The sequence below is a fragment of the Pseudomonas helvetica genome (assembly GCF_039908645.1).
Lineage (GTDB): Bacteria > Pseudomonadota > Gammaproteobacteria > Pseudomonadales > Pseudomonadaceae > Aquipseudomonas > Aquipseudomonas helvetica.
In genome coordinates this window covers 3,643,878-3,669,272 of the sequence record NZ_CP150917.1, presented here as the reverse complement: position 1 = coordinate 3,669,272, position 25,395 = coordinate 3,643,878, and the positions used below count along the sequence as shown (strand labels likewise).

Annotated in this window: 33 protein-coding genes, 2 tRNA genes and 5 pseudogenes; 26 read left to right on the top strand and 14 right to left on the bottom strand. The window is 53.7% G+C overall.

Annotated features, from left to right (window positions below; genetic code table 11):
* Positions 1-35 precede the first annotated feature (35 nt).
* Positions 36-710: a DUF3313 domain-containing protein gene (locus tag AABM55_RS16885; RefSeq protein ID WP_347927057.1), complete on the bottom strand. Its 675-nt coding sequence runs from the start codon at positions 708-710 to the stop codon at positions 36-38.
* Positions 711-1,115: 405 nt separating this feature from the next.
* Here AABM55_RS16885 and AABM55_RS16880 point away from each other — a divergent pair.
* Both AABM55_RS16880 and AABM55_RS16875 read left to right on the top strand, forming a co-directional pair.
* Positions 1,116-1,189: transfer RNA gene (locus AABM55_RS16880), tRNA-Cys, on the top strand.
* 191 nt (positions 1,190-1,380) lie between these two features.
* Positions 1,381-1,467 (top strand) — tRNA-Leu (locus tag AABM55_RS16875).
* Positions 1,468-1,548: 81 nt separating this feature from the next.
* Here the strand turns inward: AABM55_RS16875 and AABM55_RS16870 are convergent.
* Positions 1,549-2,037, bottom strand: a pseudogene (locus tag AABM55_RS16870) (tyrosine-type recombinase/integrase); the annotation flags it as partial.
* Positions 2,038-2,313: 276 nt separating this feature from the next.
* Here AABM55_RS16870 and AABM55_RS16865 point away from each other — a divergent pair.
* Positions 2,314-2,553: a hypothetical protein gene (locus AABM55_RS16865; RefSeq protein ID WP_347930048.1), complete on the top strand. Its 240-nt coding sequence runs from the start codon at positions 2,314-2,316 to the stop codon at positions 2,551-2,553.
* A 109-nt stretch (positions 2,554-2,662) separates the two neighbouring features.
* Positions 2,663-2,890 carry a hypothetical protein gene (locus AABM55_RS16860; RefSeq protein ID WP_347927056.1) on the top strand — a complete coding sequence of 76 codons (228 nt, stop codon included), beginning with the start codon at positions 2,663-2,665 and terminating at the stop codon, positions 2,888-2,890.
* Between the two features lie 27 nt (positions 2,891-2,917).
* Here AABM55_RS16860 and AABM55_RS16855 read toward each other — a convergent pair whose 3' ends face one another.
* Both AABM55_RS16855 and AABM55_RS16850 read right to left on the bottom strand, forming a co-directional pair.
* Positions 2,918-3,079: a hypothetical protein gene (locus AABM55_RS16855; protein ID WP_347927055.1), complete on the bottom strand. Its 162-nt coding sequence runs from the start codon at positions 3,077-3,079 to the stop codon at positions 2,918-2,920.
* A gap of 24 nt (positions 3,080-3,103) precedes the next feature.
* The gene (locus AABM55_RS16850; protein ID WP_347927054.1) at positions 3,104-3,412 is read right to left on the bottom strand and encodes a hypothetical protein; all 309 of its coding nucleotides are present in this window, start codon (positions 3,410-3,412) and stop codon (positions 3,104-3,106) included.
* A gap of 77 nt (positions 3,413-3,489) precedes the next feature.
* On the opposite strand from AABM55_RS16850, the gene AABM55_RS16845 reads away from it, so the two are divergent.
* On the top strand, positions 3,490-3,726 hold the full coding sequence (locus tag AABM55_RS16845; RefSeq protein ID WP_054597635.1) for a hypothetical protein: 237 nt from the start codon (positions 3,490-3,492) through the stop codon (positions 3,724-3,726).
* A 54-nt stretch (positions 3,727-3,780) separates the two neighbouring features.
* Complete coding sequence (locus AABM55_RS16840) at positions 3,781-4,011, top strand: hypothetical protein (protein ID WP_347927053.1); 231 nt, start codon at positions 3,781-3,783, stop codon at positions 4,009-4,011.
* A 3-nt stretch (positions 4,012-4,014) separates the two neighbouring features.
* On the opposite strand, the pseudogene AABM55_RS16835 reads toward AABM55_RS16840, so the two are convergent.
* Positions 4,015-4,691, bottom strand: a pseudogene (locus tag AABM55_RS16835) (IS3 family transposase); the annotation flags it as partial.
* 392 nt (positions 4,692-5,083) lie between these two features.
* On the opposite strand from AABM55_RS16835, the gene AABM55_RS16830 reads away from it, so the two are divergent.
* The 8 genes and pseudogenes from AABM55_RS16830 to AABM55_RS16795 all read left to right on the top strand — a co-directional run bounded on the left by AABM55_RS16830 (position 5,084) and on the right by AABM55_RS16795 (position 10,736).
* The gene (locus tag AABM55_RS16830; protein WP_347927052.1) at positions 5,084-5,665 is read left to right on the top strand and encodes a hypothetical protein; all 582 of its coding nucleotides are present in this window, start codon (positions 5,084-5,086) and stop codon (positions 5,663-5,665) included.
* Positions 5,666-5,856: 191 nt separating this feature from the next.
* A complete protein-coding gene (locus AABM55_RS16825) occupies positions 5,857-6,021 on the top strand; it encodes a hypothetical protein (RefSeq protein ID WP_177474819.1) in 165 nt (54 codons plus the stop codon).
* 44 nt (positions 6,022-6,065) lie between these two features.
* Positions 6,066-6,545, top strand: coding sequence for a hypothetical protein (locus AABM55_RS16820; protein WP_347927051.1), 480 nt, complete (start codon positions 6,066-6,068; stop codon positions 6,543-6,545).
* 596 nt (positions 6,546-7,141) lie between these two features.
* Complete coding sequence (locus tag AABM55_RS16815) at positions 7,142-7,474, top strand: hypothetical protein (protein WP_103316415.1); 333 nt, start codon at positions 7,142-7,144, stop codon at positions 7,472-7,474.
* Between the two features lie 228 nt (positions 7,475-7,702).
* Complete coding sequence (locus AABM55_RS16810) at positions 7,703-8,182, top strand: hypothetical protein (protein ID WP_347927050.1); 480 nt, start codon at positions 7,703-7,705, stop codon at positions 8,180-8,182.
* Between the two features lie 311 nt (positions 8,183-8,493).
* Entirely contained in the window at positions 8,494-8,811 is a 318-nt protein-coding gene (locus AABM55_RS16805) for a transposase (protein WP_347927049.1), read from the top strand.
* Between the two features lie 40 nt (positions 8,812-8,851).
* A complete protein-coding gene (gene tnpB, locus AABM55_RS16800; RefSeq protein WP_347930047.1) occupies positions 8,852-9,007 on the top strand; it encodes an IS66 family insertion sequence element accessory protein TnpB in 156 nt (51 codons plus the stop codon).
* A 218-nt stretch (positions 9,008-9,225) separates the two neighbouring features.
* Positions 9,226-10,736, top strand: a pseudogene (locus AABM55_RS16795) (IS66 family transposase).
* Between the two features lie 180 nt (positions 10,737-10,916).
* Here the strand turns inward: AABM55_RS16795 and AABM55_RS16785 are convergent.
* From AABM55_RS16785 to AABM55_RS16770, 4 genes are all read right to left on the bottom strand, one after another.
* On the bottom strand, positions 10,917-11,225 hold the full coding sequence (locus AABM55_RS16785) for a hypothetical protein (protein ID WP_103316414.1): 309 nt from the start codon (positions 11,223-11,225) through the stop codon (positions 10,917-10,919).
* Positions 11,226-11,269: 44 nt separating this feature from the next.
* Complete coding sequence (locus AABM55_RS16780) at positions 11,270-11,983, bottom strand: YafY family protein (RefSeq protein ID WP_103316413.1); 714 nt, start codon at positions 11,981-11,983, stop codon at positions 11,270-11,272.
* A complete protein-coding gene (locus AABM55_RS16775; RefSeq protein WP_026331705.1) occupies positions 11,976-12,230 on the bottom strand; it encodes a hypothetical protein in 255 nt (84 codons plus the stop codon). Before AABM55_RS16775 ends, AABM55_RS16780 begins: the two co-directional genes overlap by 8 nt.
* A 295-nt stretch (positions 12,231-12,525) precedes the next feature.
* Positions 12,526-13,779, bottom strand: a complete 1,254-nt coding sequence (locus AABM55_RS16770; protein ID WP_347927046.1) for a hypothetical protein — start codon at positions 13,777-13,779, stop codon at positions 12,526-12,528.
* Positions 13,780-13,930: 151 nt separating this feature from the next.
* Here AABM55_RS16770 and AABM55_RS16765 point away from each other — a divergent pair, with 151 nt between their 5' ends.
* A complete protein-coding gene (locus AABM55_RS16765) occupies positions 13,931-14,056 on the top strand; it encodes a hypothetical protein (RefSeq protein WP_347927045.1) in 126 nt (41 codons plus the stop codon).
* 13 nt (positions 14,057-14,069) lie between these two features.
* Positions 14,070-14,375: pseudogene (locus AABM55_RS29845) on the top strand (hypothetical protein); the annotation flags it as partial.
* Positions 14,376-14,390: 15 nt separating this feature from the next.
* Here AABM55_RS29845 and AABM55_RS16760 read toward each other — a convergent pair.
* The 3 genes and pseudogenes from AABM55_RS16760 to AABM55_RS16750 form a co-directional block, all read right to left on the bottom strand.
* A pseudogene (locus AABM55_RS16760) lies at positions 14,391-15,131 on the bottom strand (zeta toxin family protein).
* Positions 15,128-15,397 (bottom strand): hypothetical protein, encoded by a 270-nt coding sequence (locus AABM55_RS16755; RefSeq protein WP_103316409.1) that lies wholly within the window; start codon positions 15,395-15,397, stop codon positions 15,128-15,130. Before AABM55_RS16755 ends, AABM55_RS16760 begins: the two are co-directional and overlap by 4 nt.
* 437 nt (positions 15,398-15,834) lie before the next feature.
* On the bottom strand, positions 15,835-16,260 hold the full coding sequence (locus AABM55_RS16750) for a hypothetical protein (protein WP_347927044.1): 426 nt from the start codon (positions 16,258-16,260) through the stop codon (positions 15,835-15,837).
* A 99-nt stretch (positions 16,261-16,359) separates the two neighbouring features.
* Between AABM55_RS16750 and AABM55_RS16745 the strand changes: the two genes are divergently transcribed.
* From AABM55_RS16745 to AABM55_RS16735, 3 genes are all read left to right on the top strand, one after another.
* Complete coding sequence (locus tag AABM55_RS16745; protein WP_347927043.1) at positions 16,360-16,605, top strand: YdaS family helix-turn-helix protein; 246 nt, start codon at positions 16,360-16,362, stop codon at positions 16,603-16,605.
* Positions 16,606-16,609: 4 nt separating this feature from the next.
* Entirely contained in the window at positions 16,610-16,930 is a 321-nt protein-coding gene (locus AABM55_RS16740; RefSeq protein ID WP_347927042.1) for a phage regulatory CII family protein, read from the top strand.
* Between the two features lie 307 nt (positions 16,931-17,237).
* Positions 17,238-18,011: an NERD domain-containing protein gene (locus AABM55_RS16735; RefSeq protein ID WP_347927041.1), complete on the top strand. Its 774-nt coding sequence runs from the start codon at positions 17,238-17,240 to the stop codon at positions 18,009-18,011.
* Positions 18,012-18,269: 258 nt separating this feature from the next.
* Here the strand turns inward: AABM55_RS16735 and AABM55_RS16730 are convergent, their stop codons facing one another.
* Positions 18,270-18,491 (bottom strand): hypothetical protein, encoded by a 222-nt coding sequence (locus AABM55_RS16730; RefSeq protein ID WP_347927040.1) that lies wholly within the window; start codon positions 18,489-18,491, stop codon positions 18,270-18,272.
* A gap of 874 nt (positions 18,492-19,365) precedes the next feature.
* Between AABM55_RS16730 and AABM55_RS16725 the strand changes: the two genes are divergently transcribed.
* Both AABM55_RS16725 and AABM55_RS16720 read left to right on the top strand, forming a co-directional pair.
* Positions 19,366-19,569, top strand: a complete 204-nt coding sequence (locus AABM55_RS16725) for a hypothetical protein (protein ID WP_347927039.1) — start codon at positions 19,366-19,368, stop codon at positions 19,567-19,569.
* Positions 19,570-19,683: 114 nt separating this feature from the next.
* The gene (locus AABM55_RS16720; RefSeq protein ID WP_158246536.1) at positions 19,684-19,836 is read left to right on the top strand and encodes a hypothetical protein; all 153 of its coding nucleotides are present in this window, start codon (positions 19,684-19,686) and stop codon (positions 19,834-19,836) included.
* A gap of 269 nt (positions 19,837-20,105) precedes the next feature.
* Here the strand turns inward: AABM55_RS16720 and AABM55_RS16715 are convergent, their stop codons facing one another.
* A complete protein-coding gene (locus tag AABM55_RS16715; protein ID WP_347927038.1) occupies positions 20,106-20,543 on the bottom strand; it encodes a glycine zipper domain-containing protein in 438 nt (145 codons plus the stop codon).
* 276 nt (positions 20,544-20,819) lie between these two features.
* On the opposite strand from AABM55_RS16715, the gene AABM55_RS16710 reads away from it, so the two are divergent.
* The 5 genes from AABM55_RS16710 (at position 20,820) to AABM55_RS16690 (ending at position 25,323) form a co-directional block, all read left to right on the top strand.
* Positions 20,820-21,062, top strand: coding sequence for a hypothetical protein (locus AABM55_RS16710; RefSeq protein WP_347927037.1), 243 nt, complete (start codon positions 20,820-20,822; stop codon positions 21,060-21,062).
* A gap of 156 nt (positions 21,063-21,218) precedes the next feature.
* Positions 21,219-21,443, top strand: coding sequence for a hypothetical protein (locus AABM55_RS16705; RefSeq protein ID WP_081013833.1), 225 nt, complete (start codon positions 21,219-21,221; stop codon positions 21,441-21,443).
* Between the two features lie 32 nt (positions 21,444-21,475).
* The gene (locus AABM55_RS16700; protein WP_054598359.1) at positions 21,476-21,874 is read left to right on the top strand and encodes a DUF5329 domain-containing protein; all 399 of its coding nucleotides are present in this window, start codon (positions 21,476-21,478) and stop codon (positions 21,872-21,874) included.
* A gap of 254 nt (positions 21,875-22,128) precedes the next feature.
* Positions 22,129-24,732, top strand: a complete 2,604-nt coding sequence (locus tag AABM55_RS16695) for an EAL domain-containing protein (RefSeq protein WP_347930046.1) — start codon at positions 22,129-22,131, stop codon at positions 24,730-24,732.
* 162 nt (positions 24,733-24,894) lie between these two features.
* On the top strand, positions 24,895-25,323 hold the full coding sequence (locus AABM55_RS16690; RefSeq protein WP_146039816.1) for a hypothetical protein: 429 nt from the start codon (positions 24,895-24,897) through the stop codon (positions 25,321-25,323).
* The last annotated feature ends 72 nt before the right edge of the window (positions 25,324-25,395 follow it).

Genomic DNA, 25,395 nt, shown 5'->3' with positions numbered 1-25,395 from the left:
AGCCCCGTGAACTGAGTCGGCGTTTTACCCTGTTGTTAGCGAAGGAATGCCTGCATGTCGCTGGTCAGCTTCTTCAGTGCTGCCTTGAAGTCGTTGGCTGTCACCTGCTGGCTTGTATTCTCCAACTGTTCACCGAAGACCTTGCGAGCGACTTTAGCCACGGTTTGGCCGTTGCTCGCGTCAACCATCTCAGCTTCGATGTACAACTCGGTGTCTTGGTCGCGGTGACCGGTGGCCGCCTGAGTCGCACCTATCGCAGCTGCGACCGGAACCACTTCATACCATTTCATGCCTTCGTTAGAGGCTGTGACCCCGGTAATCGCGGCGCGTACGATCAGGACTCGCGAACCGGCAGGGGCCGACTGAACGTTTGGCACCACACGGTACTTCTGGCTCAGTGTGCTCTTGGCACTGTCCGTCATGTAGGTTTGCAGCTGATCCAGCGTCTGGCGGTTGACTCGCTCATTGGGCTTGGGGGCCGGGTACAGTTCCAGTTGTTTGAAGGCCACCGTGTTGTAAGCGTTCGGGTTCCAGGAAGGCGTCACCCAACGCATGGCTTTCTCGCCGCTGGGGGTGGTGACTTCTTGCAGGTTGCTGTAGTTGGGAAGAAACCCCGAGTATTGTTCCTTCTGTGTCACTTTTGAGGTGCAACCGCCAAGCAGCAGGCCGGTCAAGGCAACGCCGATAAGCAAGTTTCTGGATAGGTCCATATTTTTACTCCATGGGTTGAAACGTTTTATTCAGGTCGCCTTAGTGGTAAGGCCGGCATTATCCGTGTCGATGTCGTACCTCACTCAGCCACAGCCCGCCAGAAACCTGGATCCCTCGCGAATCAGCGTAGGTACGAATGGCGAAATATCCAGTGGTGATGCTCGTGGGCGCATTGCCCCGTGATATCGTCTGCCCGGCTGTGGAGTGTATCCGGTAGGGAGCTATAGAATTTTTTTCTTCCTGTCCTTGACATGCCCGGCGAACACGTCCAGAATTGCGTCCATTCCTGATTCAGGAACGAGAAAAACCCTTTAGATATCAAAGGGTTGGAAACAGATAACAATCCAGTTTCCCTCTTCAGTTTGTATGCGTTTGATGTTGTTTTTAAGGCATCGGACGTTTGGGGCCGAGTAGCAAAATGGTTATGCAGCGGATTGCAAATCCGCCTACGCCGGTTCGATTCCGACCTCGGCCTCCACTATAAATAGCTCCGTAGATCACTGATTTACGGAGCTTTTTTATTTGCAGTAGACGGCAAGATTTTGTCTTGAATTTGACGTCAGCGAACTTGCTTAGAGGGGAAGGGGTGTATATATTTCTTCCCCTGCTGCACCGCACCAAAAGAGTGATCGTTCATTCGATTGTTCTTGAAGGCTTCACCGCGCTACCGCCCGAATGGCGAAACTGGTAGACGCATGGGACTTAAAATCCCCCGCTCGTAAGGGCGTGCCGGTTCGATTCCGGCTTCGGGCACCATGAATATCAAGGGCTTGCATGAGATACCTCATGCAGGCCCTTATCAATTTCACTCCGCAAAATAATAACCCGCTCCGCAATTCACTTGGTTGGCGTGACCTTTTTGCCTATGCGTTTACGGATGTAGTTTTCAGTCATAACAACAGTCGTATGACCAAGCTGATCCCGTGCTTGCAGGATATCTCCGCTCGACTCTGCCTTATCAGTGCCGGCTTTTGCTCGCAAGTCACGCATCTGGAAGTCAGCCTTTTCAACTCCCGCCGCTTCTCGCGCCGCATCAAACCTCCCTCGCAACATGCTGGTGGTCATAGGTTGGCCGTTATCCATAACAATTAGTTTGCTGGTGCGGATCTTATGACCGGCCTTTCTGGCAAGGATTCGGTCAATCACAACCTTCAACTCTCCAACAATCTCAATCCGCCTTTTTGCTCGGGTTTTCCCTTGCTGCACCGCCAGTCTATCGTCGCGGATATCTCGTTCGTCCATTTTCAACGTATCGGCGATTCGTTGCCCTGTCAGATAAAATAGGTCCAGGGCATCTTTGAGCGGCTGATCGGCGTGCTTGTACACCTCGGCCATCGGCGTCGACATCGCTTTCCATGTAAGTGATCTTCGTTTCCATCTGGTGGCGCAGGCACCATTCATGGAACTGCGCTTCAGTGATTTCATCGTCGAACTCCGACAGGTAGTCGGGATGGGACCACCAGCCATCAACGTCGCGCTTGACAGGCAGCGGCTGGATCAAAACATTTTCTTCAGGCATGACTGTTCCTTTGCCGCTATAGCGGCTATTCAATGGTTGGGAGAGAGATGTATCGTCGCCCCCTGAAAAATTGGAGGTGCAACGTGGTAGTGAATGGAGTTGAATATTTGTTCTGCTGCGCCTCAAGCGTGATTCAAGGCCACGATGGCCTCGCACTTGAGTGCTGGAGAGGTAACAAAGGCGTGGTGTTCGAGATCTTTCGCAACGACGAAACGCTGCGCTATGAAGTGACTCTGTTTGAGCAGAATGTTCCTCTTGAACTGCTTGAGTATGCCATCCCAATTGCCCGTGCACGCTTGGGGGATTTTTTACCGTGCCCATGACCGGGCGACAGAGCTTTGCCGCTATAGCGGCTGACTTTGAAGGGGAGGGAGTTATTGGCCGGCAGTGCTTTGAAAGCGCTATGCTGCGGCTTTTAGGAATATGGGAAACATGGATGTCAGCTCGTTTCAGGCCTTCGGGTTTATCTTCCTTGCGAGTGCTGCAAGCCTTCTTCATCTGTGGCTTATCTGCAGGGTAATGGTCAGCAACGTCGGCGGATTGAAAAGGGCCTTGTTATTGGCGGCGCTGTTGCTTGCTCCGATATCTGCTCTTACGGCCGGGCACGGTTGGTATGGAAAGCTCGTATTCCCAGAAGACATTGAGATCAGTACGGACTAGGGCTCGCCTTGGTGCTGGGCGGTCAACTCATCGATCCGCTGCGTTCAGGCGCTGTTGCAGGGCCTCACGCTCGGCGCTCACCCGGTCGAAGTCGATCGCCTCCACATAATCACCGCCATCTATTGGCATCATGCAGGCCCGGCTTTCATCATCGCCCGCATCAAGGTCATAACGCATTACTTCGCTCATCCTGCAATCTCCATCGATACCCGATCATGGGTATTCACAACCGGCTTCGGCGCGCTCTTCGTCGTCCAGGTCGTTCCAGTATTCTTTGGGGCTGAACCACGACCGATCCTCCAGAGTCACGACCCTGCCCTCGGCGTAATCAATCTCATAGCCATAATCGATACGCTTGGTCTGTACGGTGAAAAGCGCGGCCGCTGTGTGGTGCCATTTAACGCCGGCGCCGTTGCAGTCATAGCGAAGGCGTTCGACGAAGTCAGTCCAAGTCGCTGAATTGAGGGCGGTGCCGGTCGCCAAGCTCGGCAATGGCTCGGCCGGGTTGTTTTCTGTGGGCATGGGGATTCCTCACTGATGTAGCGTGATGGTTGGAAGTGGGCTATTAATCGATGATCTGCACTAGGCCGGAGACCAACATGGACTTAGTCAATGAAAGGCCGCATCCCGTGGACTACGTTCATCCGAATGGTAGGAAAGCAACGATCGACTTCATTTGGGGCGAGCCGGGTAGTTCGACGCAACGAGTCATTATCGTCTGGCTCAATGAATGTGGACGCTACACGAGGATTGGCGAAGAGCTTGGCGCCTGGATTACATTTGACGACGCACGAAAGTGCGGTATTGATCTTGCTACTAGGCTGCTTGGACGATGACCCGCCCAATCCTTTTGAGGTGCTACGATGCGGTCACCCCAAAGAGATCACCACATGACCAAGCACGATATTTACGACGAGCACGAAGGATTTCGGCTCTGGAACTACATGGAGTGCGAAACACTGGAGAGCGGCCAGGAGGTCTGGCGGATCAACGTTGAGGTGAAGCGCGTTGATGAGGTGGTGATTCCGGTTGTGGCCGCTGACCAGACTTACGCTGACCGTGGGCTGGCGCAGGTGGCTGGTTGGAGGATGGGGGGGCGGATGGTTGCGGAGCACGTGTAGTGGTCAACTAATCCCGGACACGACGTTAAGTTTTTTCTCGACCTGAGCTGGCGCCAGCCCACCGTTGAATTGATGGGGCCGAATCCAGTTGTACCGATGCATCAGGTAATGGCTGATGTCTCGGTACGCTTCTTGAGCCGTCATGTAGCCCGCGGTCGGTATCCATTCAGTTTTCAAGCTGCGAAACACGCGCTCCATCGGGACATTGTCCCAGCAGTTTTCACGACGGCTTATGCTCTGGCGTATGCGGTAACGCCAGAGCCGTTGGCGAAACTGACGGCTGCCATATTGGGAACCCTGATCCGAGTGAAACAGCAACCCTTGAGGCAAGCCATATCCAGCGCCTTGATCACCAGATCCGTATCCGGTTTGTTCGACAGCGCCCAACCTACAATTCGGCGCGCGTAGAGATCCAGGACGACCGCCAGGTAATGCCATTTCCCTTGAGCCCAGATGTAGGTGATATCGCCACACCAGACCTGATTGGGTGCCGGCACTTCAAACTCTCGATTCAAGATGTTCGGAATATCAGGTCGCTCGACTGTCGCTCGTTTGTAGGCATGCGATCCCGGTTGTTTGCTGACTAACGCCAGTTCCCGCATCAGGCAACGCACCTTGAATCGCCCGATTTGCTCGCCGTCTTCCTGCATCATCGACACGATGCTGCGGCTAAGGGCTGCCAACAAAGTGGTTTCTCCAGGGCGAACAAAGGCCCACCGCGTTGTCGGCTTTCGCAAAAATGGTGAAGGCTCTGGGTTTGCCATGAGGTAAAGGAGAAGTGGTGCAAAATTATCAAAAGCTAAATATTCAGTCAGTTCAAATTGCTAAAATATCGTTTGCTAATTTCTAGTGAGGACGCCGAGTAGCACTTATTCCTGCTCGTAGTGGCGATTTAATAGTGATAAATTTCGCGCCGTTAGCAAGCTGTACGGGCGATCAGGGCGTGCCTAGTCCTGGGCTCGGACGGCAGCAACAACTTCACCGAACCTCAGACCAGCACTTGTTCTGGCGGGTGATGTATTCGCGCTGATCGGGCGCGAAACCAATTTTTTCTTAAGGCAAGGACGCACAGATGCGGTTCGCAATAACAATCGCCATGATCTGCTTGGCTCTCACTGGCTGCGGCCATATCCCTTACGAACAACCAGCAGACCGAGCCAACCTTGAGCGCGACCTTCGTCTCAATCCAAGCGATATCATTACGATCGTTGAAATGGCATGGTGCGAGCACCTCTACGGAGATTCTGTGCCTTGCCGCCGCTCGGATGCTTTGGTGGTGCTAACACAAACTGACCTCTTGGTTACCGAGTACGCAGGGAAAAAATATCGCCCCCTCATGCGTATCAAACCGACGGAAGTAATGTGCGCTCACTTAAGTGAAGGCATAGAAAAAGCGCCGAATTTCCTTCTGTTCACCCGAGAGAAGGCGTACGAATTCTGGCTCCAATGGCCCGACGTAAAAACCGATTTCGCGAAAAAGAAACTGATCCTGGATCGGATGGTAGCGTCCGATCGGAAATCATTCACCGGCATTGAGGGGGGGTTCATCAAGGGTACAGACCGTGTGGCTTACGGTGCTGGGACGGTTCCTGGCACTACCATCCCCATCATCTCCAGAACACCCATTCTTGAATTCTTCAACCCCTGCCTCTAGCACGGGACCGACCGGAAGTGGCGATGTATTCGCGTTAACAATTGAAAGACAGAGCAAGTATTGCCCTGCAGAAGGGTTACTCAATGCTGAAGAAGCAAGCGGAAAGCAAAGCAGCGACTGATAGGGTTCTTCATTGAAACGTAAACGTCCCAGCTGAAGGCTGGATGTATTAACAGCGAGGCAGATTGCTGATGGGGTTACTCGAATTTTTATCCGACCTTCTCGGTGGTCTCGCTAATCTCCAGCCTTACGAAAAGCCTCGCAGGGCCTTCACGCGCGGTTTTGTTGCATTCTGCGTGCTGGTGGCTATTTTTGAGCTGATAGCGCTGAACCAGTTCTATGGCGCGCGCGGCTGAATTCTAGTTACCTGATCGTCGATTTATAAATTGAAATGGAATTTATGAAAAAGCTGCTTTTCTCGCTCGTTATGGGCTTGCTTCTTTCAGGTTGCGCTACAGCCCCAAGCTACCAGGTACCCGATAGGCTTTGGTACGCTGAAAAAGAAGATCCTGATCACTATCGATATCACGTTTATGTTTACTTTAAGGATGATAGTCACTTCATCTGGTGGCGGACCAAGGAAACTCAGGACGTTGTCATGAAGCGATGGGCGTACTACACCCACGATCATCCTGGGGTGGATAATCCGACCATTTACACGCGCCAGAGGGACCAATTAAAGGGCGAGCGGCGCACTGTCAATAGAAGCAGTGAAGGCATTCTTCAAGCCACCACCACTCAGACCTTTAACGGGCGCTTTAACGGCGACGAGCTGGTAATGGAGTTCATTACCGCCTCGGTTTGGGCCTCTGGTAACGATGCTGGCAGGGATGTGGTGCAATGGTCGATGAAGCAGCTCAGATCTCAACCCGCCAAATGATCAGCTGCCCGTCGATCACCGGATGCCATTGAAAGCGCTGAGGCAGAGCAACGAGTTACCGAACACCGAGGTTGTACGGCTTCGAAAGCATACAAACAAATTAAAAGGAATTTACATGCGATTCACCCAAGTACTACTAGCGCTTGCCCTTGCAGGTTGCGCCGGCAAGCCTCCCCAGCTTTCCGAGGGTGCTCAGGCGCGACTAGATGCGCCCATGCCCACATCTGAAAAGCAGCGCGTTTGGGAGTGCGCGGGAACGAGCAACGTAATCGAAGGCCAAAAGTTCGTTCTCAAATTGCAGGGCAGACCAGTAGATTCGGGCGGCGAAATCTGGTCGACCCTAGAAAGGGCCAAGCACTTGGGCTGCACTCAGGCAGAGATGGACGCGCCGGATATGGGGCGCTGGTCAAGCCCGCCAGTGTCGCCTCGCCCGCGCTGATCGGGAAGATCTGCTAGTGGTTCATGCGGATGAGGTGAAGGCAGGATGTATTGTGCGGGGTAATTAAGTGAACAGCATTACGCCAAGCGCCGGGGCTTTTTGCATCAGCCCCTCGAGCTGATAAAATGCTTCCCCCTTGATGAATGGACTCACTCGCATGCGCTTGTCTCCTCTGCTCCTAACCCTACTCTGCGCCACCCCCTTTACTACCCAAGCCAGCAGTGAAAATGATGAAAATATCCGCTGCGCGGCTTACTACGAAATACTGTCAGTGGCAGGCGACCAGCCAGATATGAGCCGAAAACAGTCCTCGAAAGCCTTTTACGTATTTTTGAAACGCGCTGGAGACACTCCAGTGGCGCAGGATGACGTCGCGCAAAAAATGGTAGAGCTGGCCAAGGAAATCCCGGGAAAAATGACTCCGAAGAATATTGCACCGTTCAGAGCACGGCATGACGCCCAGTGTTCAGCCTTACTAAAATCCGCCTAGAACGACATCTATAAAGATCGAGCAGCCCGCTCCCATCACAGCACCACGCGCCAAGCTTTGTGCATGGGGTTGTCCGCTCGCCTAGTAGCCCGGCCTGGCGCCGGGCTTTTTCATTCCGCCCGTCCTTACCTAGCTCTTCGTCGACCCCGCCAAATTCAGCCGCGCTGAGAAAAAGGCTCAATGTGATGATAGGATCGGCAACCCAAGCGCTCAGCGGAAGAGTCTCCAGTGACCAAAATTATCTGCGCCAAAGAATTCGACATCTGTGTATCAATGTCTGACGTTGTTACGTGGCAAGACGGCGAAAAAATCCCTAACGTCGATCTGCAGGCGGTATTCAATATCCTTGGCATCCCAGCCAGCATTCTCGACCTGCATAAGCTGTACTTTGCCCATTCGTACAACGGTACCGGCGACGTCCATGTTTACCATGCCGAAAATAATGGTGGCAGCATACTCGCCGTCAATATGTACAGAGACCTCACCGATCAGCTCGATCTCACGCTTATCTGTTTACGCGTGGAGAGCCCTAATTTTGAGCTCGCCCTCTCACACCTCAGATCGTTCTTCGACAAGACGGAATGCCAGGTGGCGTTTGACCAGGCCAGCCACTCAAGGCGACTTCACGAGATGCTTGATCAAAGCAGGTACCCCCGGCCAGTGGAAGAAGATAACGACTTCATGCAGCAGCAGTTCATCCATCGTTGATATTTGATAGCCAGAACTGTAGAAAGCTTCGGCCTACGCCGTTTTTTGTTGCTGCCCCCCGTCACGCCTTCGTCACATCCACCAAGCACAATGCGTTCAGCCAAAGGGATTTGGCTCCATCTAAAGAGAGCCCGCCACCTGCGGGCTTTTTGTTGCTCGCTCCCCTCTAACTGCTAGGCTTTCGATTCCCCGAATGGAATCGACCTCATGCCTGATCAATATGCCCTCCCCGACATCCGTAAGCGTCCGGCAAACACGCCTTCCTGACGCCATCGCTTAGGGCGATGGTGCCCACCCATTAACGGATCGCCATGCGCCAACGAACCTCTTATCCAAAGCCCTTCAAAACCCAAGTCGTCCAGGAATGCCTGCAACCGGGCGCCTCTGTTGCCAGTGTCGCGATGAGTCACGGCATCAACGCCAACGTCGTGCGCAAATGGTTGCCGCTTTACCGCGATCATCAGTTCACTGACTTGCCCGCTTTCTTGCCGGTGAAGTTGGAACCAAACATTCCGAACGAGAAGTCCATCAGCATCGAGTTGCCATGCGGGCAAGGAACGATGACCGTGAAATGGCCGGCTTCCGATCCTGATGGCTGTACCCGATTCCTTCGCGGACTAACTCAATGATCCGCATCGACTCCATCTGGCTCGCCACTGAGCCCATGGACTGCGAGCCGGCACAGAAACCGCGCTGGCGCGGGTCGTGGCGGTGTTCGGTGCGGCGAAGCCGCACTGTGCATATCTGTTCGCCAACCGCCGCGCCAATCGTATGAAAGTGTTGGTGCATGACGGGGTGGGGATTTGGCTTGCAGCTCGGCGCTAGAATCAAGGGCGCTTCTTTTGGCCAGGGGGGCGGCACGGCTCTGAAGTCGAGTTGGACGTCGAGCAACTTCGAGCCCTGGTACTCGGGTTACCTTGGCAACGCGTCGGTTCTGGAGGAGTCATCACGGTGCTCTAACTCGCCTGCCATGGCCCGCTTGCCAGCGCAATTGGCCCATCAGTCTATCGTCGCCACCAGCCCTCTCTGGCAAAATTGGCGGCATGACTTCGCATCCAAATCTCGACCAATTAAACCCTGAAGAACTGCGTGCCCTGGCGGCGCAGTTGATCCAGCGCGTCGAGACAATGGACAAGCAAATTACCCATCAGAAATCGGTTAACGAGAAGCTGGCCCACGAGATCGCACAGCTCAAGCGCTTCAAATTTGCCAAGCGCAGTGAGCAGCTAAGTCCGGATCAGGCCAGCTTGCTCGACGATTTGATCGACACCGATATCGCCGCTATCGAAGCGGAGCTTGAGGCGCCGCAACCGGCACCTGTCGAAGTCAAAGTGCGCCAGCAACCCAAGCGAGCACCGCTGCCATCGCAGTTCCCTCGCACGTTGATCCATCACGAACCGGACAATAGCCACTGCCATTGCGGCTGCGCCTTAAAACGCATCGGCGAAGATGCCAGCGAAAAGCTCGACTACACGCCCGGCGTATTCACGGTCGAGCGCCACATCCGTGGGAAATGGGTCTGTGAACAATGCGAAACGCTGATCCAGGCGCCGGTACCGGCGCACGTCATCGACAAGGGCATCCCGACAGCGGGCCTGCTGGCCCACGTCATGGTGGCCAAGTTCGCCGACCATCTACCGCTGTATCGCCAAGAGAAAATCTTCGGCCGAGCCGGACTGCCCATCGCTCGTTCGACCTTGGCGCAGTGGGTGGGCAACTGCGGCGTACAACTCCAACCGCTAATCGACGCTTTGCGCGAAGTCGTGCTGACGCACGGCGTCGTCCACGCCGACGAAACCCCGGTACAAATGCTGACGCCTGGCGCGAAGAAGACTCATCGTGCTTACGTCTGGGCCTATGCCACCAGCCAGTTCTCTAAACTTGCTGCGGTCGTTTATGACTTCAGTCCGAGCCGTGCCGGCGAACATGCCCGAAACTTCCTTGGCAACTGGAACGGCAAGCTGGTCTGCGACGACTTCGCTGGCTACAAGGCAGGCTTTGAACTGGGCGTCACGGAGATCGGCTGCATGGCCCATGCACACCGAAAGTTCTTCGACTTGCACGCGACCAACAAGAGCCAGATCGCCGAAAAAGCGCTGCACTACATCGCGGCCTTGTACGAAGTTGAACGAGAGGCTCGCGAGCTGGAACCGGGTGTCCGGCAGCGAATACGGCAGGAAAAAGCAGCGCCGATCATCGACGCACTTCATATCTGGATGATCGCCCAAAGGCAGCTTGTGCCTGAGGGATCGGCCATCGCCAAGGCGTTGGATTACAGCCTCAAACGCTGGATAGCGCTGACGGTGCTGTGCCCATCGATAATAACTGGTGCGAGAATCAAATCCGGCCGTGGGCTCTTGGGCGTTCGAACTGGCTGTTCGCGGGTTCGTTACGCAGCGGTAAACGTGCGGCGACGATCATGAGTTTGATCCAGTCGGCACGGCTCAATGGGCATGATCCGTATGCTTACTTGAAGGATGTTCTTACTCGCCTGCCGACGCAGCGTGCGAGTAAGATTACCGAGTTGCTGCCGCATACGTGGTCGCCCATTTAGTCACGCAAGGTGTGAGGGCGGACGATACGTTTTTTCGAAACGGTTTTACCAGATAACGTCAGTTTGCAGCCCGGAACATAGCAATAGGTGATCTGAGGACACTTACACTGGAAGTGACGACACCGATGCCTGACAGCAAAGGCATCGGTCTTTCTTGCCTGCTCTGGCAGTCCGTCGGGGTCAACTCATCTCTGGAACGAGGTGACTCATGAACGTCAGGTTTTCAATAGCGTACATATACTCAGAGAATCTCGGATCTCCATCATTGAACGCCTTTGCCACTTTTTGTGCGTTCTCAAGACTGTCCCACATTGCTAAGTCCGCGAAGATTCGGTCGTCGCTCATAGGGCAGTAGGCGCGGTACTCGATCAAACCAGGAAAGGTCTTTAACGTTTCACGAAGCCCTGCGCGGAGCACAGGCACCTGCGCAACGCATTCCTGTTTGACCTTGAAAATGGCTAATTCGAGTACATGAGATGAGCGCTGCATAGGGATGACCTTCTGTGTGTTAGGGAGTCCCAATTATGAGTGGCTCATACTGACAGCGTAGTGTCAGTAGTGGTGATCGCCTTCCACTGGCTTGCCTGATGCTTCATATACGCTTGGAGATCAAGGGCAGGATTGTCGGGCGAGGGTTGTTGGGCAATAGCGATGGAGGCTATGCGGTCGACCCGAAAATCGCGGTAAGCCGCCCTGGCACTACACCAGCTGCCAACTGTCCACTTCCCTCCCCAGTAGAAAAGGCCAAGGGGGGAAATGACGCGTTGCGAAACCGCACCGTCCAGGCTGGTATAAGTTATCTTCAGCGCCTGAGTGTTTTCGATGGCATTTCGAAGGGTTGCCAGATGGCCACGCGTCGAGGACGGTGTTGTTCCAAGTGCCCTGATTTTTGCTGAGCCGGGGTCAACCTTGTGATGGACTATGGATGCTGAGATTTTGCTCAACAACATCCTTGCAGCAGCACTTAGATCGTTATCGGCAGAAGCTGAAAGCATTTCCATCCCAAGCATCAATGCATCCAGTTCGAGCCTGTTCAACGTTAAAGGCGGCATCTCAAAATCGGCATCCAAGGCGTACCCCACGCCAGCGGTACCATAGATTGGGATTCCACTGAAGGAAAGGTCGTCGATGTATCGATAGATTGAGCGAACGGAAACTCCGACTCGGCTAGCCAGTCGTTCAGCAGAGATTGGCTGATGGACACGAATCAGATTTACCAATTGAAATAAGCGATCAGCTTTACGCACCCGGTGTGCTCAACTGAGAGTCCTTTGCAAGCTCAATGGCCGCGTTAATGGCGGCCCGAGCTTGGGGGCTATTCTTCCAACAAGTCGATCCCACGGCTGCCGATGCCTGAGCCAGGATGTCACAAGCATTCGCTTTGCTGAGCACCGCTAGCGAGTCAATGCCCATCTGCTCAAGGCGAGCGATAACAGCTGGCCCTACGCCCTTCAGGGCCAACAAGGCATTATGTTCCGTCAGTGGAAATGGCATCCGTAAACTCCTGTTATCGGTCAATGAAGCAACCGGAGTTTGCCCGACGGGAGAGGGCATCTCAATAGATGGACTCCATCGCCCTAAGCGTAGGCATCAGGAAGGTGGGTTCGGCAGACGCTTACCGACATCCTCGAAAGAATGTACGAGAACCAGCTTGCCTTTGAGGCTGCTCTGATGGAGCTGACGCTACTGGTTGAGAGCCAGGGCCATGTAGGGACTGGCGACAACGTCCGCGGAGCTCTACAGGCAATTGGTAAGAACGCCGGGCATATCAAGCAGGGCCTAGCCAAGCTCAAGCTTCAGAATTGATCTTAGTCGTCAGGGGAAGGGTGGCGACAATGTCGTCCATTGTTGCTTCATCTCGCTCCAGATAGCTTGACCCAGAATGTGTCATTGCAAGCTGGTGGTCTCCAATCTCTACGATGTCTACTAGACCAAAAAGTGAGAGCAACTCGACCCCTTCGGCTCTACCGATGTCTGTTTCTATAGTTTCGTCACCTTCACTCCAAAGCTTGGCTAGTACTTGCGCCTCCTCGCGGGAATGGAGGAGTTCTAATGCGGCAGGTGCCATGTACTGAGACTTGTCGCAGTAGATAATTTTGTTTGGGCCGCCTGAGCTAGCGAGGAAGTAAGCATACCTTCCAGCAATTGCCTGTAGATCAGGGTGATTGGGGCCTCGCCGAATAATCCAAGCACCGTTTGGCCCCCTAGCGCTAATGTGAGGGATCAATACCAGTTGGTGCACCCAAGGATTGTGATCAAAGAAGCGCAGAGGGAGCCCTGGGCGTCCGAGATCAATTTCTGTCCCTCCGCACCGTAGTCGTGATTGGACTCCACCTACCGAAGTCCACGAGCCGTATGGTTCCAGCTTTCTCATTAGCCTGATGAGCGCTGGAATGAGTTGCTGGGACTTGCGCCCCATAAAGGTAGCGCCATGCAAGAGATGTTGCTCATCATCGGTTAGCTCTTCTGTTGGAAAAGGGGCAAGCATTGGGGCGCCAATCTCGACAAACTCCCACCCCCACAGACCGTCGCGCTCTAGGTCGGCAGCATCTTGATACTCATCGCCATAAGTGCGCAGTTGTTCGTCGCGTAAAGGGATCGAATCGGTCTTGCGCGCGGCTCTTCCTGCATTCGGATTCGGTGTAATTGATTTGATCGATGCCTTCCAATCGCACCCAGGCCCGGACCATATTTGGATGGCTTCGGGAAAGGCTACTCCTGAGGTGTTTTCGGCCGGGCTGCCAGGGTAATAACGCACAAGGGGGAGTGAGCCAAAGAAAGCTTTTGCTAAGACCCGTGATGAGGGCAGTCCACCCTTGATGCGGTTGTACCCCATCACCAAGTCCAAATCGCCACAAGTTATCGCTCCACGAGCATAGGAGCCAACAACCCAGATTGATGTGATCTCGACCTGACACGTCTCGTCGCTGTAGATGTGCCTGTAGGTAATGCTGCGTTCACAGGCTTCATCAAGCCTCTGGCAGATCCGTTCCAGCTTCTTGGTGAAGGATTCGCGGGGATAGCGCTTTTCGAGTGCTGCCATGCTCTCATCTCTACTGATGGGTGCCGCGGAGGGCCAGTAGATTGACCGTACCATTTCAGGTGGTTGGATCACCATTAGCAACCGGTACAGTCCACCCCCGATAGCTTAAGCTGTGTTCTTTTGTTGCTGCTTTCTACAGGGAGCAATTGGCATGTCGCGCATCTATTCATACGTGATCACTCATGACCATGGCTTTGCTCCAAATCCTCATGGCGGGGTCTTAACGCTGGCAACCTGCAAGCCTGTGATTCGGCGCACAGCGGAGAAGGGCAGCTGATTGCCAAGGTGATAACCTTTACTTCAAGGACGAGGAGGGCGACTGGTTTCAATGCGAAAGCGATCACCATGATTGCTATCACATGGACCGTGATTTGAGTGGCAAGAACGTCCTGATAGCTAAGTCGTTCTGGTACTTCGGTAGTAAGGCCCGTGATCTGCCTGAAAATCTTCAGCTGATCATTAAGGCGGGGCCTGGTCATAAGTGCACCGATTCTCCTGAGGTCATGGAGCGCCTAGAGAAGTGGCTGTCGCAGTTTGAGTCGGGCATCGTTAGCGAGGCCGAAGTTTCCGGCTCGGGAGCGTGTGTCTCGTGTTGAGGGAGGGGAGACTGTCTACGTTAGTTTGTCAATCACAAACTCTTGAAACCAAGGTGGTTGTGTATCTGATTTAATTTCAATCAGCTCTCCATCCGTGATTTCAGCTATCTGTGTCAGCCCCTCGCTACCTTCGTCTGAGTTATCGAAGATATATGCTCTATTTGAGACGAGGATAGCGTCAGATAGGAGTCCCAGAGATCTCCAGTAACGCTCTCTTATTTTTTCAGGTGGGACATTGTGTCCACCCTGAGATACGCGATACGCAACCCGGGCGACGTTGATCTCAGGGTCGGCTGTAGCTACGTAGTAAACATATACTCTGTATCCCGCATCTCGAGCTTCGGTCAGTAGTTCAACTTTGTCCGGAGAGGACATGACTGTTTCAAAGGTAAAGCTGATACCTTCTTTGATCAATGACCTACGTATGAAGTCAGAAAGCGCTGATGCAACATACGAATCGATTTCAGTGCTTGAGAAGCTGAGTCTTTACCCTTCAATTGAAAGAGAGTCGAGTTTCGCTAAGGATTTAGGGGATTTCTTGAGTAAGGCGTGCTCACGAAAAAAAGAAAAAACCCCCTCTTTGTGAGACTCAATGTGGTATGAGGTAAAGTCGAAATATCCGGTATCGCTAATTGCACGCTCTATATCGTCGGGATTGATGTAGTTTCCCAATAAGTGGGCGGGAACTAGCCGATTGAAGGTGCTTTTTCCTGATCCATTTGGTCCTGCAAATATGCGTATTCTTGGTGTGCTCAAGAAACGACCTTGCTTGATTGTTTGTTGATGTGCAGGCGTGTACCACTTTTTAGATTGCCGTAAGTGCCTATCGAGCGCAGAGCTACTGAAGTTTTTTCCGTCACCTCAAATAGTTGGCCATCTTTAGCGACAAGTACAGAAGCACCATTAGCGATTGCCATTTTATATGCGTTGTTAAACGCTTTCAGGGCAATATCTGGAATCCGAGATTCCTGTACTGTGATCTGATCATCCGTCATAGGACGTTTGTCTACTTTGCGTGACATGGCTAGCTCCGAATCAAGGCCGCACTGAGGTGGCGCTGGTGTCAACTGAACGTATAGCACATTTGAAAGGCATAAGCTAAGCACCTTGGCATGGTCCAAGGGCTTTGATGCGATGGCTATAGGGCTGCTCGCCGTACGGGGTTGCGGCCTCTATCGTCCAAGCAGTAGGAGCGTGTCGTCTTCCATGCTCGGGTGCCAGTCGCTTCCTTCCGTTTGGAGGCTTGGCCGCGAAGCATACGTCGTGGTTGCAAAAAAGTTGGGGCGAAATCCAACGGTTCAGGACTTTAAAGAAATTCACGAAGAAACTCTTGATATCGAAGCTGATCACCGGCAAGGGGCTGACGAAGCTGCAGGCTATGTGGCAGAGCAGGGAGTCTGACTTACTGGAGGGGTAGTGAAGAGAGCCCGGCCTAGCGCCAGGCTTTTGCTATCTTGGGTCAGGGCTTTTCGGCGTTGGCCTTCTCAAGCAGTCCCGCGATGCCTTCCAGGAGTACCAGGTCAGACTCCTTCAGCTTGCCCTTTGCCGTGGCTCTGGCCAGTTTCTCAATGATGGCAATCGCCTTGGGTGAGGCGGTCCCTAACATCGCTTGGTAGGCAGGGGACTGATCACGCACGACCTCGTGACGGGTGAACTCGCCCTCAATGACGTTCGCTCCATAGCTGCCCGGGTTGACCAGAACACCAGGCGCCAAGCCGATCTTCTGCTCGAGGTTGAGTGCTGCTTTTTCGCCCAGGCCTCGATGCCCATTGAGGATCTGGGACAAATAAGACGCATCCAGATCGTGCAGGTCGGCGAAGTCTTTCTGGCTGAGTGAGCCGATGACGCGCCGCAGCGCTTCGACTCGAAGAGTTTTCATATCCATAGGTGAATAGTGTCCTTGCGTTAGCAAACAGTAAGTTATAAATTGCTATTTCGATGAGGTTTAGCAAAGAGTAATTTTAGGCCTCTTTGGAGGATAACCATGAAGCTAATTGAACTCATGCGCTCCCTGGACGCCGTTTTGCTGGATGCCCTGGCTAAGCGTTGCGACACCAGTGTGGGCCAACTCAAACAGATTGCTCACGGCTTCCGTCGTGCCAACCCAGCTCTCGCCATCAAGCTCGAGCGCGAGTCGGAGAGGGCGGTGACCTGTGAAGAAGTCAGGCCCGATATCGATTGGGCATACCTGCGTAACTCATCCGTTAGTTCCGAGCAATCCGCTGCCTGAATCGATGAGCAAAGTGTTGCTCATCGTTCGGACGCGCCGCTACGACAACCGCAAAGAGGTTTCCCGAATGGAACAGGTACATCGCGCAATTCATGAGGCAGTGCTGGAGGCGGGGCCGAAGAAATTGGCTCATCTGATGGGCATGAGCCACACCGCGCTGCTGAACCGTAGCAATCCGAATGACGACTCGCACCGTCTTAACCTGGAGCAGTTTCTGCAGATCCTAGTGCACTGTAGTGGTCTAATGAAGCCGGACATTCGATTTTGGATAAGGTGGGGGCGTTTGCTTAACGGGAACTCCCCGGTAAATCGAATCTCTGCATAGGTCGGGAGGCTATGAATGGCTACTTCTGGCCGTTTTCCCCTGGTTGTGTAAATACGCAGGCACCGTTTTGAAGTCTGCGTCGCTACGTAAAATCTGCCAGCGCTTGGTTAATTCAGCAGACGCAAAAGATTGTGTAGAAGCGCGATTTTCGTTCCAGTTCGGATTGTCAAAACCTGCGTTAAAACGTTTTTACACCGCCAGGGCCGAAAGCAGCGTCAGTTACTTCGCCTAAGCTAGAAAGGATCAAAAGGGTGAAGGCGTAGCCTCATCCGGCGTACTCACACACCTTCGACACGCAAAGGACGCGATGAATATTTTCGTGATGCTCCAGCCGCTATTCGACATGCTGAAGTGGCTGCTGCCATTGTTGCTCCTGGTCATTATCATCAAGACACCCTGGTTCAAGGGCTGGTTTGGTGAGCGGCTGGTGCGGACATTCGCCCACTATGGCTTGGATGGTCAGGTCTACCTCCGGTTGCACAACGTCACACTGGATACGCCCGATGGCACTACCCAGATCGATCATGTGTTCCTGTCACCTTTTGGTATTTTCGTGCTGGAGACTAAAAACATGGGCGGCTGGATCTTCGGAGGTGAGAGCCAGGCCCAGTGGACACAGCAGATCTTCCGGCATCGCTTCAGGTTCCAGAACCCGCTGCGGCAGAATTACAAGCATTTGAAGGCACTAGAAGCGCTGCTCAGCGTTCCGCCCGAGCACATCCATTCTGTAATCGCCTTCGTCGGCGGCAGTAGCTTCAAGACCGTCATGCCGGACAATGTCACCCAAGGCGTCAGCTGTATCCGCTATATCAAGTCCTTTCAGCGGCCTGTGTTTAACGAAGCGCAGGTGAGTGCAATGGTGAAGGCGCTGGAGAGCCGGAAGAGGGACAGTACGCTCACTACCCACCACGAGCATGTACAGCGCCTGAAACAGCGAAACGACCCTTTCGCGAAACGCAGTTGCCCGCGGTGTGGAAGCGCTTTCGAAATTCGTATCCGTAAGACAGGCGATAGAGCAGGAGAGCGATTCTGGGGCTGCAGCGCCTACCCGAAATGTCGAGCGAAACAGGATTTGGATTAGTCATCCAGGTACTTCGTCTTACGAGGCCACGAATATTTTCGCCGATCTCGCTTAGCCTTTGCTCCTCGGATTGAAGCGTCAGCTCCATGAGGGCCGTCTCTAAAGCGAGTTGGTTTTGATACATCCTCATATTGCCGCTCGGCTCGCGAATTTGCCCTTTCCACGGGGGACTGGCCAGGAAGAACCCAAGGAGGTGGAAAACACTCAAAGAGGCCATGTGAATTGTGCGCGCAGGAGGATTATTAATGACAGATCAACTTACCCATGCGCGTATAAAAGCTCGTCGATCAGGTCCAGTTCTGGTTGCGTAAATTGCACATTGTTGAATTTTCTAATGTGCTCAAGTACTCCTCTGATGGGCACTTGGCGCGAAGGATCCTCAACTATCTCGATCAGGCGATCATGCTCAGGATCTTTGCCTTTCAGGTATTTATGAATCAACTCCTTGAGCGATAAGCGGGCCTGCTGGTCGGTCAGCACTTTTATTTCTCCGGAAAAATAGTGACTTCATCTACTTTAATGTAAGTGGGATCGCCCGGTTTTTGGAATAAGTTGCCTTGAACCACCGGTACCGTACTCGGGGTAGGCCTTGGTGAAAGGCTCCCGATTCGGGCCGGTGCCACCTAACTCGTGCGGAACAGTAACGTTCGGCGTTCCGTCCTTGTAGAGCTGCAACGTGTCGAACTTCAAGCGCAGACGGCCATCACTCCACGCTGGAGACGGATCGGCCGCAGTAACGTGTTTAGGCGCTCGAACCTGCAAAGCTTTTGTCGCAGCGTATCCAGTATCGAATTTGTCAAAACCAGGGCTTCCTGGGTGTCGATGGTCTTCTGCGCATGAGCGTTGAGACTTCCATCTGCGTTCTTATAACCCATGTACCGGTAGCCGGTGGCTGGCAGTGTCGAGTCCGGTCCGGATGGACCTACGTAAAAGTCAGCTTTAGATTCGGTGACAACCGGCGGGCGTGGGGATATTTCCTGAGCCTATAAGGGCGGGGCAAAAGGTTATTAGACGTGCCGAAGCTGCTTTGTTAAAAAAATAGTGCATAGCACGCTGTCGGCGTGCTCATGCATCTCCATTTGGCTAAATGGAAATCGCCCAACATTGAGCTGGGCAATGATCAATGAGTCTGATTGCCGATACAGGGAAAAGTAGCTGCGACTTTGGCCAACTGCTCGCGCACCAGTGCATTGGGCTCATTGATCCCTCTTCTTTTCGGCCGCTGACCCTCTCACCCAAAAAACTTCTCGCCGGCTCGTGGAGGCCGACAGACACATCCGATGTACGACTTCTTGCCGATTGGCGCACCAGTGGTTGCGGGTCAATACTTTTTTCCTGTCCTTGGAGCGCTCCTATGAACCGGCAAGAAGAGTTTTTGGCGAAAGCGTTAGAGGTTCATCATGAATATGAAGAAGCTACGGTCGCCGTTCACAAAATGATGCGTGAGAACAGGGCTATAGGCGCGGAATGGGATGCGGCTGTAGCGCGACAGATTGCATCTCTTGATGCCTGGATGGAGCTGCCCCACGAGTTCGGGGACTTCAAGGCGAATGAGTGACCGGTTTCAATTCAGTGGGCTGGGGTCTTCGGCAACCGGGTGTTTTGAACCTCCTCAATATGAGGACATCAAACAACTATAACGTCAGGCACGGGCCTGCCCGGAGAAGATCAAATGAAACGCACAACTGCTTTGATTTTTGTGGTGTCAGCGGCGTTGTTACTGGGTGGTTGCTGGCCGTATTGGCATGACCATGACCGTCGCGGACATGATCGTGGGCGTTACTACGGTGACTATCATCAGGCACAAGAGTATCGCCGTGCATGAGTTCGAAGTAGCAGAGCCAGGATAGATTCGTGTCGAGCCCGGCAGTCTCATGGACTGCCGGCTGGAGGGCGTCGTATAGCAAATAGCCGCGGCTGGAGCGATCCCGGCAAAGAAAGGAGTCTCTACGAGGTTGGCGTATTTTCTGTAGATGGGGCCAAATCCTTTTGGCTGGTCCCAGTATGCTTGGCAGGTGTGATAAAGGTATGACGGGATCGAAGGGAAAAGCCCGACATGAGATCGGGCTAGAACGTGCACGTCAACTCAACCGTTTAATCGTGTTTGTACTTATTCTTGTATTTATGATGGTGTTTACCGTTGTAACCTCTGCCCTCTGAGCCACGATTGCGATTATCGTCGGACAGGTTATTGCCGAGTGCGCCGCCCGCGGCACCGCCGAGGCCTGCGCCAATGGTGGAGCCGGTTGAGCCACCCAACTGATGACCAATCACCGAACCACCCGCCGAGCCGAGCCCCCCGCCGATCGCGGCGTTGGTTTTGTTGCCCCTCGGCGCAGCGACAGCGCTGCCTGCAGCTCCTCCTACACCCGCGCCGATCGCTGCACCGGTGCTTCCGCCCATTTGCTGACCAACTATGTTGCCCAGTGCGCCGCCAAGGCCTCCGCCAACGGCTGCGGTGCCATCTCCAGCGGCCATTGCTCCTTGTGTGATCAGGGCACCTAGAGCAAGGGTAAGCAGTGTGATTCGCATGCTGTGCACCTCAATAAGTAGTTTTTGTGTTCAGACTGCTATTTTGACTATTGAGCATTTTGAAACGTGCGTTGTTGCTTCCGGTCGCCAAGCTGCTCTCGTCAGTGCATTGACGATAGAGAGAGCACTAGAACTGTAGAGGGCGCGGCAAAGCCAAAGTTCGACTGCGATAGTGGCACGTTGTCGAGAGTTTACACAGAAGCAAAAAAACAGCCCGTACGCGGTGGGCTCTTTAGTGCGGGTTACTCGACTAACAACCAACAGAGGGATGCAGCAATGACTGAGCGCCATATGATCCACTCGGAAACGCTTTCGAACGGACGCAAGATCGAGGTCAAGGCCAAGATTTTGAGAGACGGCTCGTTGCAGATGTTCATCGGTGTTTACCAGCCTGACGGCACGGTCCTCTTTGAGGATCACGACCCAAAACCGCATCTGCTGGACATGGAGGACGCGCTGGACTGGGGGATCGAAGTCGCGCGACGCACCGGTAACGCCCCTGAAATCAATAAGACTTGATGATCACCGGATCTGGTTTTTTAATGTGTCGTCTCTCACTAGTGAATCATTGATCCGCTTCATGGTCGTAACTATGGTTGAACGCTCTCCAGACTAAACTGGCGGATAGCGACATTCCTTCTCCGTAGCACTGACCCTTGCTTTTAGGATGTTCATATGAAGCGCACAGCGATAATGATCCTGGCCATTTCAAGCTCTCTCCTGCTGGGAGGCTGCTGGCCTTACTGGGAAGATGGAGACGGGTACGGTCGAGATCACGACCGTGGTCGAGAGTATCACCGTCGTTATGATCGCCATGATGACCGCGGATACGAGCGTCGTGACAATGATCAGGGCGAAGGTCGTTACCACAAACGTGATCATGACGACAGAGACGACTGACGCTTGAGGCCTGGTCGGGACGAGGAAAGGTCATGCAGACTCTGACAGCAAGGACGGTTCGCCCCGTCAGCCAATGGCTGATGGCGGCGGGTATTGGTCTGATCGTAATGATGACCAATGCCCAGGCTCAAACCACGCCACAAGCCGCTCAAGAGATAAAGAGCTTGCTGGATTTTGTCGAACACAGTGAGTGTCGGTTTGTGCGTAACGGAAGCGAATATCCGGGCTCCCAGGCTCGGGCGCATCTGGAGAAAAAGCTGAACTATCTCGAAGGCAAGAACATGATCAGCAGTACAGAAGACTTCATCGATCTGGCGGCCACTAAAAGCAGCATGAGTGGCAGCCTCTATGAAGTGCGATGCCCAGCAGGCGTACAACCTGCAAGTCTCTGGCTGAAGACCGAGCTACAGAGGCAGCGTCAGCTTCATTGAGTCGATCTGAAATCAAGAAAGCCCAGCCTGATGCTGGGCTTTCTCGTTTTCGGGCGTCGTACGGGTGGACTGGATCGGTCGGTCAGTCACTTCGAGGCTATCCTGTGATTTCAAGCCACGGGCGCAGTGACGTATGGGTGCGACTAGAGTGAATAAGTCCCGCCCTTCGATTTAGAAACAGTAGTGCGCGTTGCTCCGATGGTAGGCCCCTTCCTGGTCTGAAGGTTCTTATGACGCCTCACACGCAGCCAGGGATGGCGGGCCGTGGTGGCATTGGCAAAGTGGCGATTATGGACACGAGAGTCAGACTGGCGAGCGGCGAAGAGGCAGAAGACTTTTTCGTGCAAACACTGGAGCAGGCTGTCGATGCCGTGGTGGTCATTGATGACCAGAACAACGTGGTGTTTTTCAATGCGGCTGCCGAACAGTTTTGGGGGTGTTCCCGTGTAGAAATACTGGGAAGCAATGTCAATAGATTGGTTCCTCATGCCATACGTCCCCACCATGACGGTTATGTCGGCGCAAACCGGGAGACCGGGGTCAACAAGATCGTGGGCGCTAGCCGGGATATCCATATCACGCGCAAGGATGGTGAGGCGCGTTGGGGCGCGATGTCGATCTCGAAAATCACCTTGCAGGGCCGAATCCTTTATGCGGCCTTCCTCAAGGATGTGACGCAGACGCGCATGAAAGATATCGAACACCGATTGCTGTCGATGTCGGTCAATATCACCAGTTCTGCCACCTGTATTGTCGACGCCGATGCGCGTCTCATCTATGTCAATGACGGGCTTATTCGACTGCTCGGGTATTCCCGTGAGGAGGTCATCGGGCGGTCGCCTTTGATGTTCTTTGTCTCCGATATTCAGGCCGAAACGCGTGCGCAAGCGGTGCTGGAAAGAGTCCTGCGTGGTGAGCCCAGTGAAGCCAGTGCACTGATCAGCAAGCGTAATGGTCAACGGTTGTGGGTGCATATTTCGTCGACCCCCGTGTTCGATGCTCAAGGGAAGGTCGACAACATTGTCATAGTGCTGACTGACATCACCCGGTCAAAGCTGCACGAGGTGTTACAGGACAAGGTGATAGGGGCTCTTTTGAAAGAGCAGTCTTTGGAAAGCGTATTGACCCTGATGTGTCAGGAGATCGAACGCATCGCGCCAGAAGTCATCGTTTCGATCCTGAGCGTGGACCCGGAAGGATTTCTGCACCCGCTGGCCAGTCCTGGTTTGCCGACCGATTACTCGAGAGCGATCGAGGGGTTACCGATAGGTCCTGTTGCCGGGTCTTGCGGGACAGCGGCCTACAGGGGCGAACCGGTTCTGGTGACGGATATCATCCACGATCCGCTCTGGGCGGATTACAAGTCTCTGGCCGAAAAGTCGGGTTTGCGAGCGTGCTGGTCTATTCCTGTGCGCAACGGGGCAGGGCGGATCGCTGCCACCTTTGCACTCTATTTCAGGGAGTGTCGCGGTCCCGATACCTTGCATGCTCACCTGGTGACGGCGGGTACGCACCTGTGCATGTTGGCACTCGAGCGGGAAGAGGCGCGTGAATCCATTCGAAAAATGGCGTTTTATGATGCGTTGACCGGCTTGCCCAATCGCAGTTTTTTGCTGGCACAAGCGGATCGCGCCATTGCCGAAGTTGCTCAGGAGCAGGCTGAACTGGCGGTACTGTTTGTCGACCTGGACCGCTTCAAGCAGGTCAACGATGCGCTGGGGCATGCTTCGGGCGACGAGTTGCTGCAAGTCGTGGCGCAACGGCTACGCAGTGTGCTCAGGGAGTCGGACATTGTCGGGCGGTTATCCGGCGATGAGTTCGTTCTGGTGCTTCCAAGGATGAATGCCACGCAGGTTACGACCTTTCTCGAGCGGTTGAAGATGACCCTGAGTATTGCGGCCAATATAGCCGGCACCTCCGTGGTCCTGTCCGCCAGTATCGGTATAAGCATGTTTCCAGTTGACGGGCAGGATATGGAAAGCCTGCTGCATTGCGCCGATATTGCGATGTACCAGGCCAAACGTACCGGCCGTGGCAGCTTCAGTTTTTTTCTCGAAGAGATGAACAAGATCGCTCAGGAACGTTTGATACTTGAGACGGCGTTGCGTGTGACCCTGGCTGACAATGCTCTTCACCTGGTTTATCAGCCACAAGTCGATCTGAGGAACGGGCGTCTTGTCGGCGTAGAGGCGCTGGCACGCTGGGAACACCCAACACTGGGCAGTATCTCGCCAATGCGATTCATCCCCTTGGCCGAGGAGTGCGGGTTAATCAATGAGTTGAGCCAATGGGTATTGCAAGAGGCCTGCGGGCAATTGGCGCAGTGGCGCCAGCAAGGACTCGTGGTCCCGTCCATGTCGATCAATCTGTCACCGATCAACTTTCACAATCTGAATCTGGTGGGGCTGATCGCCGAGCAATTGCGCCGATGTAAATTGCAGCCCGCCGATTTGTGCGTGGAGGTGACGGAAGGCGTATTGCTTTGCAACAGCCCTGGTTCAGAGCAAACCATCCAGGACCTGCATGCCTTGGGTGTGCGTCTGGCGATCGATGACTTTGGCACGGGTTATTCCAGCCTGGGGTACTTGCGGCGGTTGCCGATCAGTGAGCTGAAACTGGACAAGAGTTTTGTTGATGACCTGGAGCATGATGCTTCCTGCCGTGCACTAAGCGAGTCTGTCATCGGTATTGGCAAGGGACTTTCCTTGCATGTTGTCGCTGAAGGCATTGAGCACGCTGCCCAGCGTGACATTCTCAGAGCGCAAGGTTATGAGGTCGGGCAGGGATATTTCTTCTCTGTCCCATTGTCTTCCGGGGCGTTCATGCAATGGATGCTGAGCAGCCCGAGCGGGCGATAAACGGCGTAGAAATAACCCTGGCCAGCCACGGCCATCGATCAGGTTCTCATCCCTGACATCTATACTCATTGTCATGCATTCAGCCATGGGATCCCGATCCCGGGACCTATCCTGTTCACTCGCTGGTGATAAAGCCTTGGCCTGGATTTACGAGGGCTCAACATGCGGATTTTGATAGGAGTTGCAGCCTTTTTATTCATTTCAGGGTGCATGACTTCTCCAGTTCCAGCAGAAAAAGCCGCTCGGGTTCCAAGTGATCGGGTTTTTGCGTTTCAGCAACCCATCGAGGGAAACAGCGGAACGATTTTTGTGACGCGTGATGGCGGTTTGCTGGGTTCGGCCTGCTACATCGGTGTTTATGTGAACGGTGATTTTGTTGCGCGAGTGGGACCTGGTGAAGGAGCAAGGTTTTTCACCAAGCCCGGGGAAGTCTTTGTCGGCGCAGGAGAAGACCTGAAGGGTAACGGCCTGTGTTCGTTAGGCATTTCCTTACGCGAGGTGGTAACGACCATGGATGCCGGAGAGGTCAGGCATTTTCGAATTTACGGTGATGCGAGCGAGGGCATTTCAATAGCGCCAAGCTCTCGCTGAAGTAGCGATGTACGAGCTTCGACCTTTAAAAAAATGTGGTTATTTAAGGGCTTAGGTGATTTTTGTGTGGAA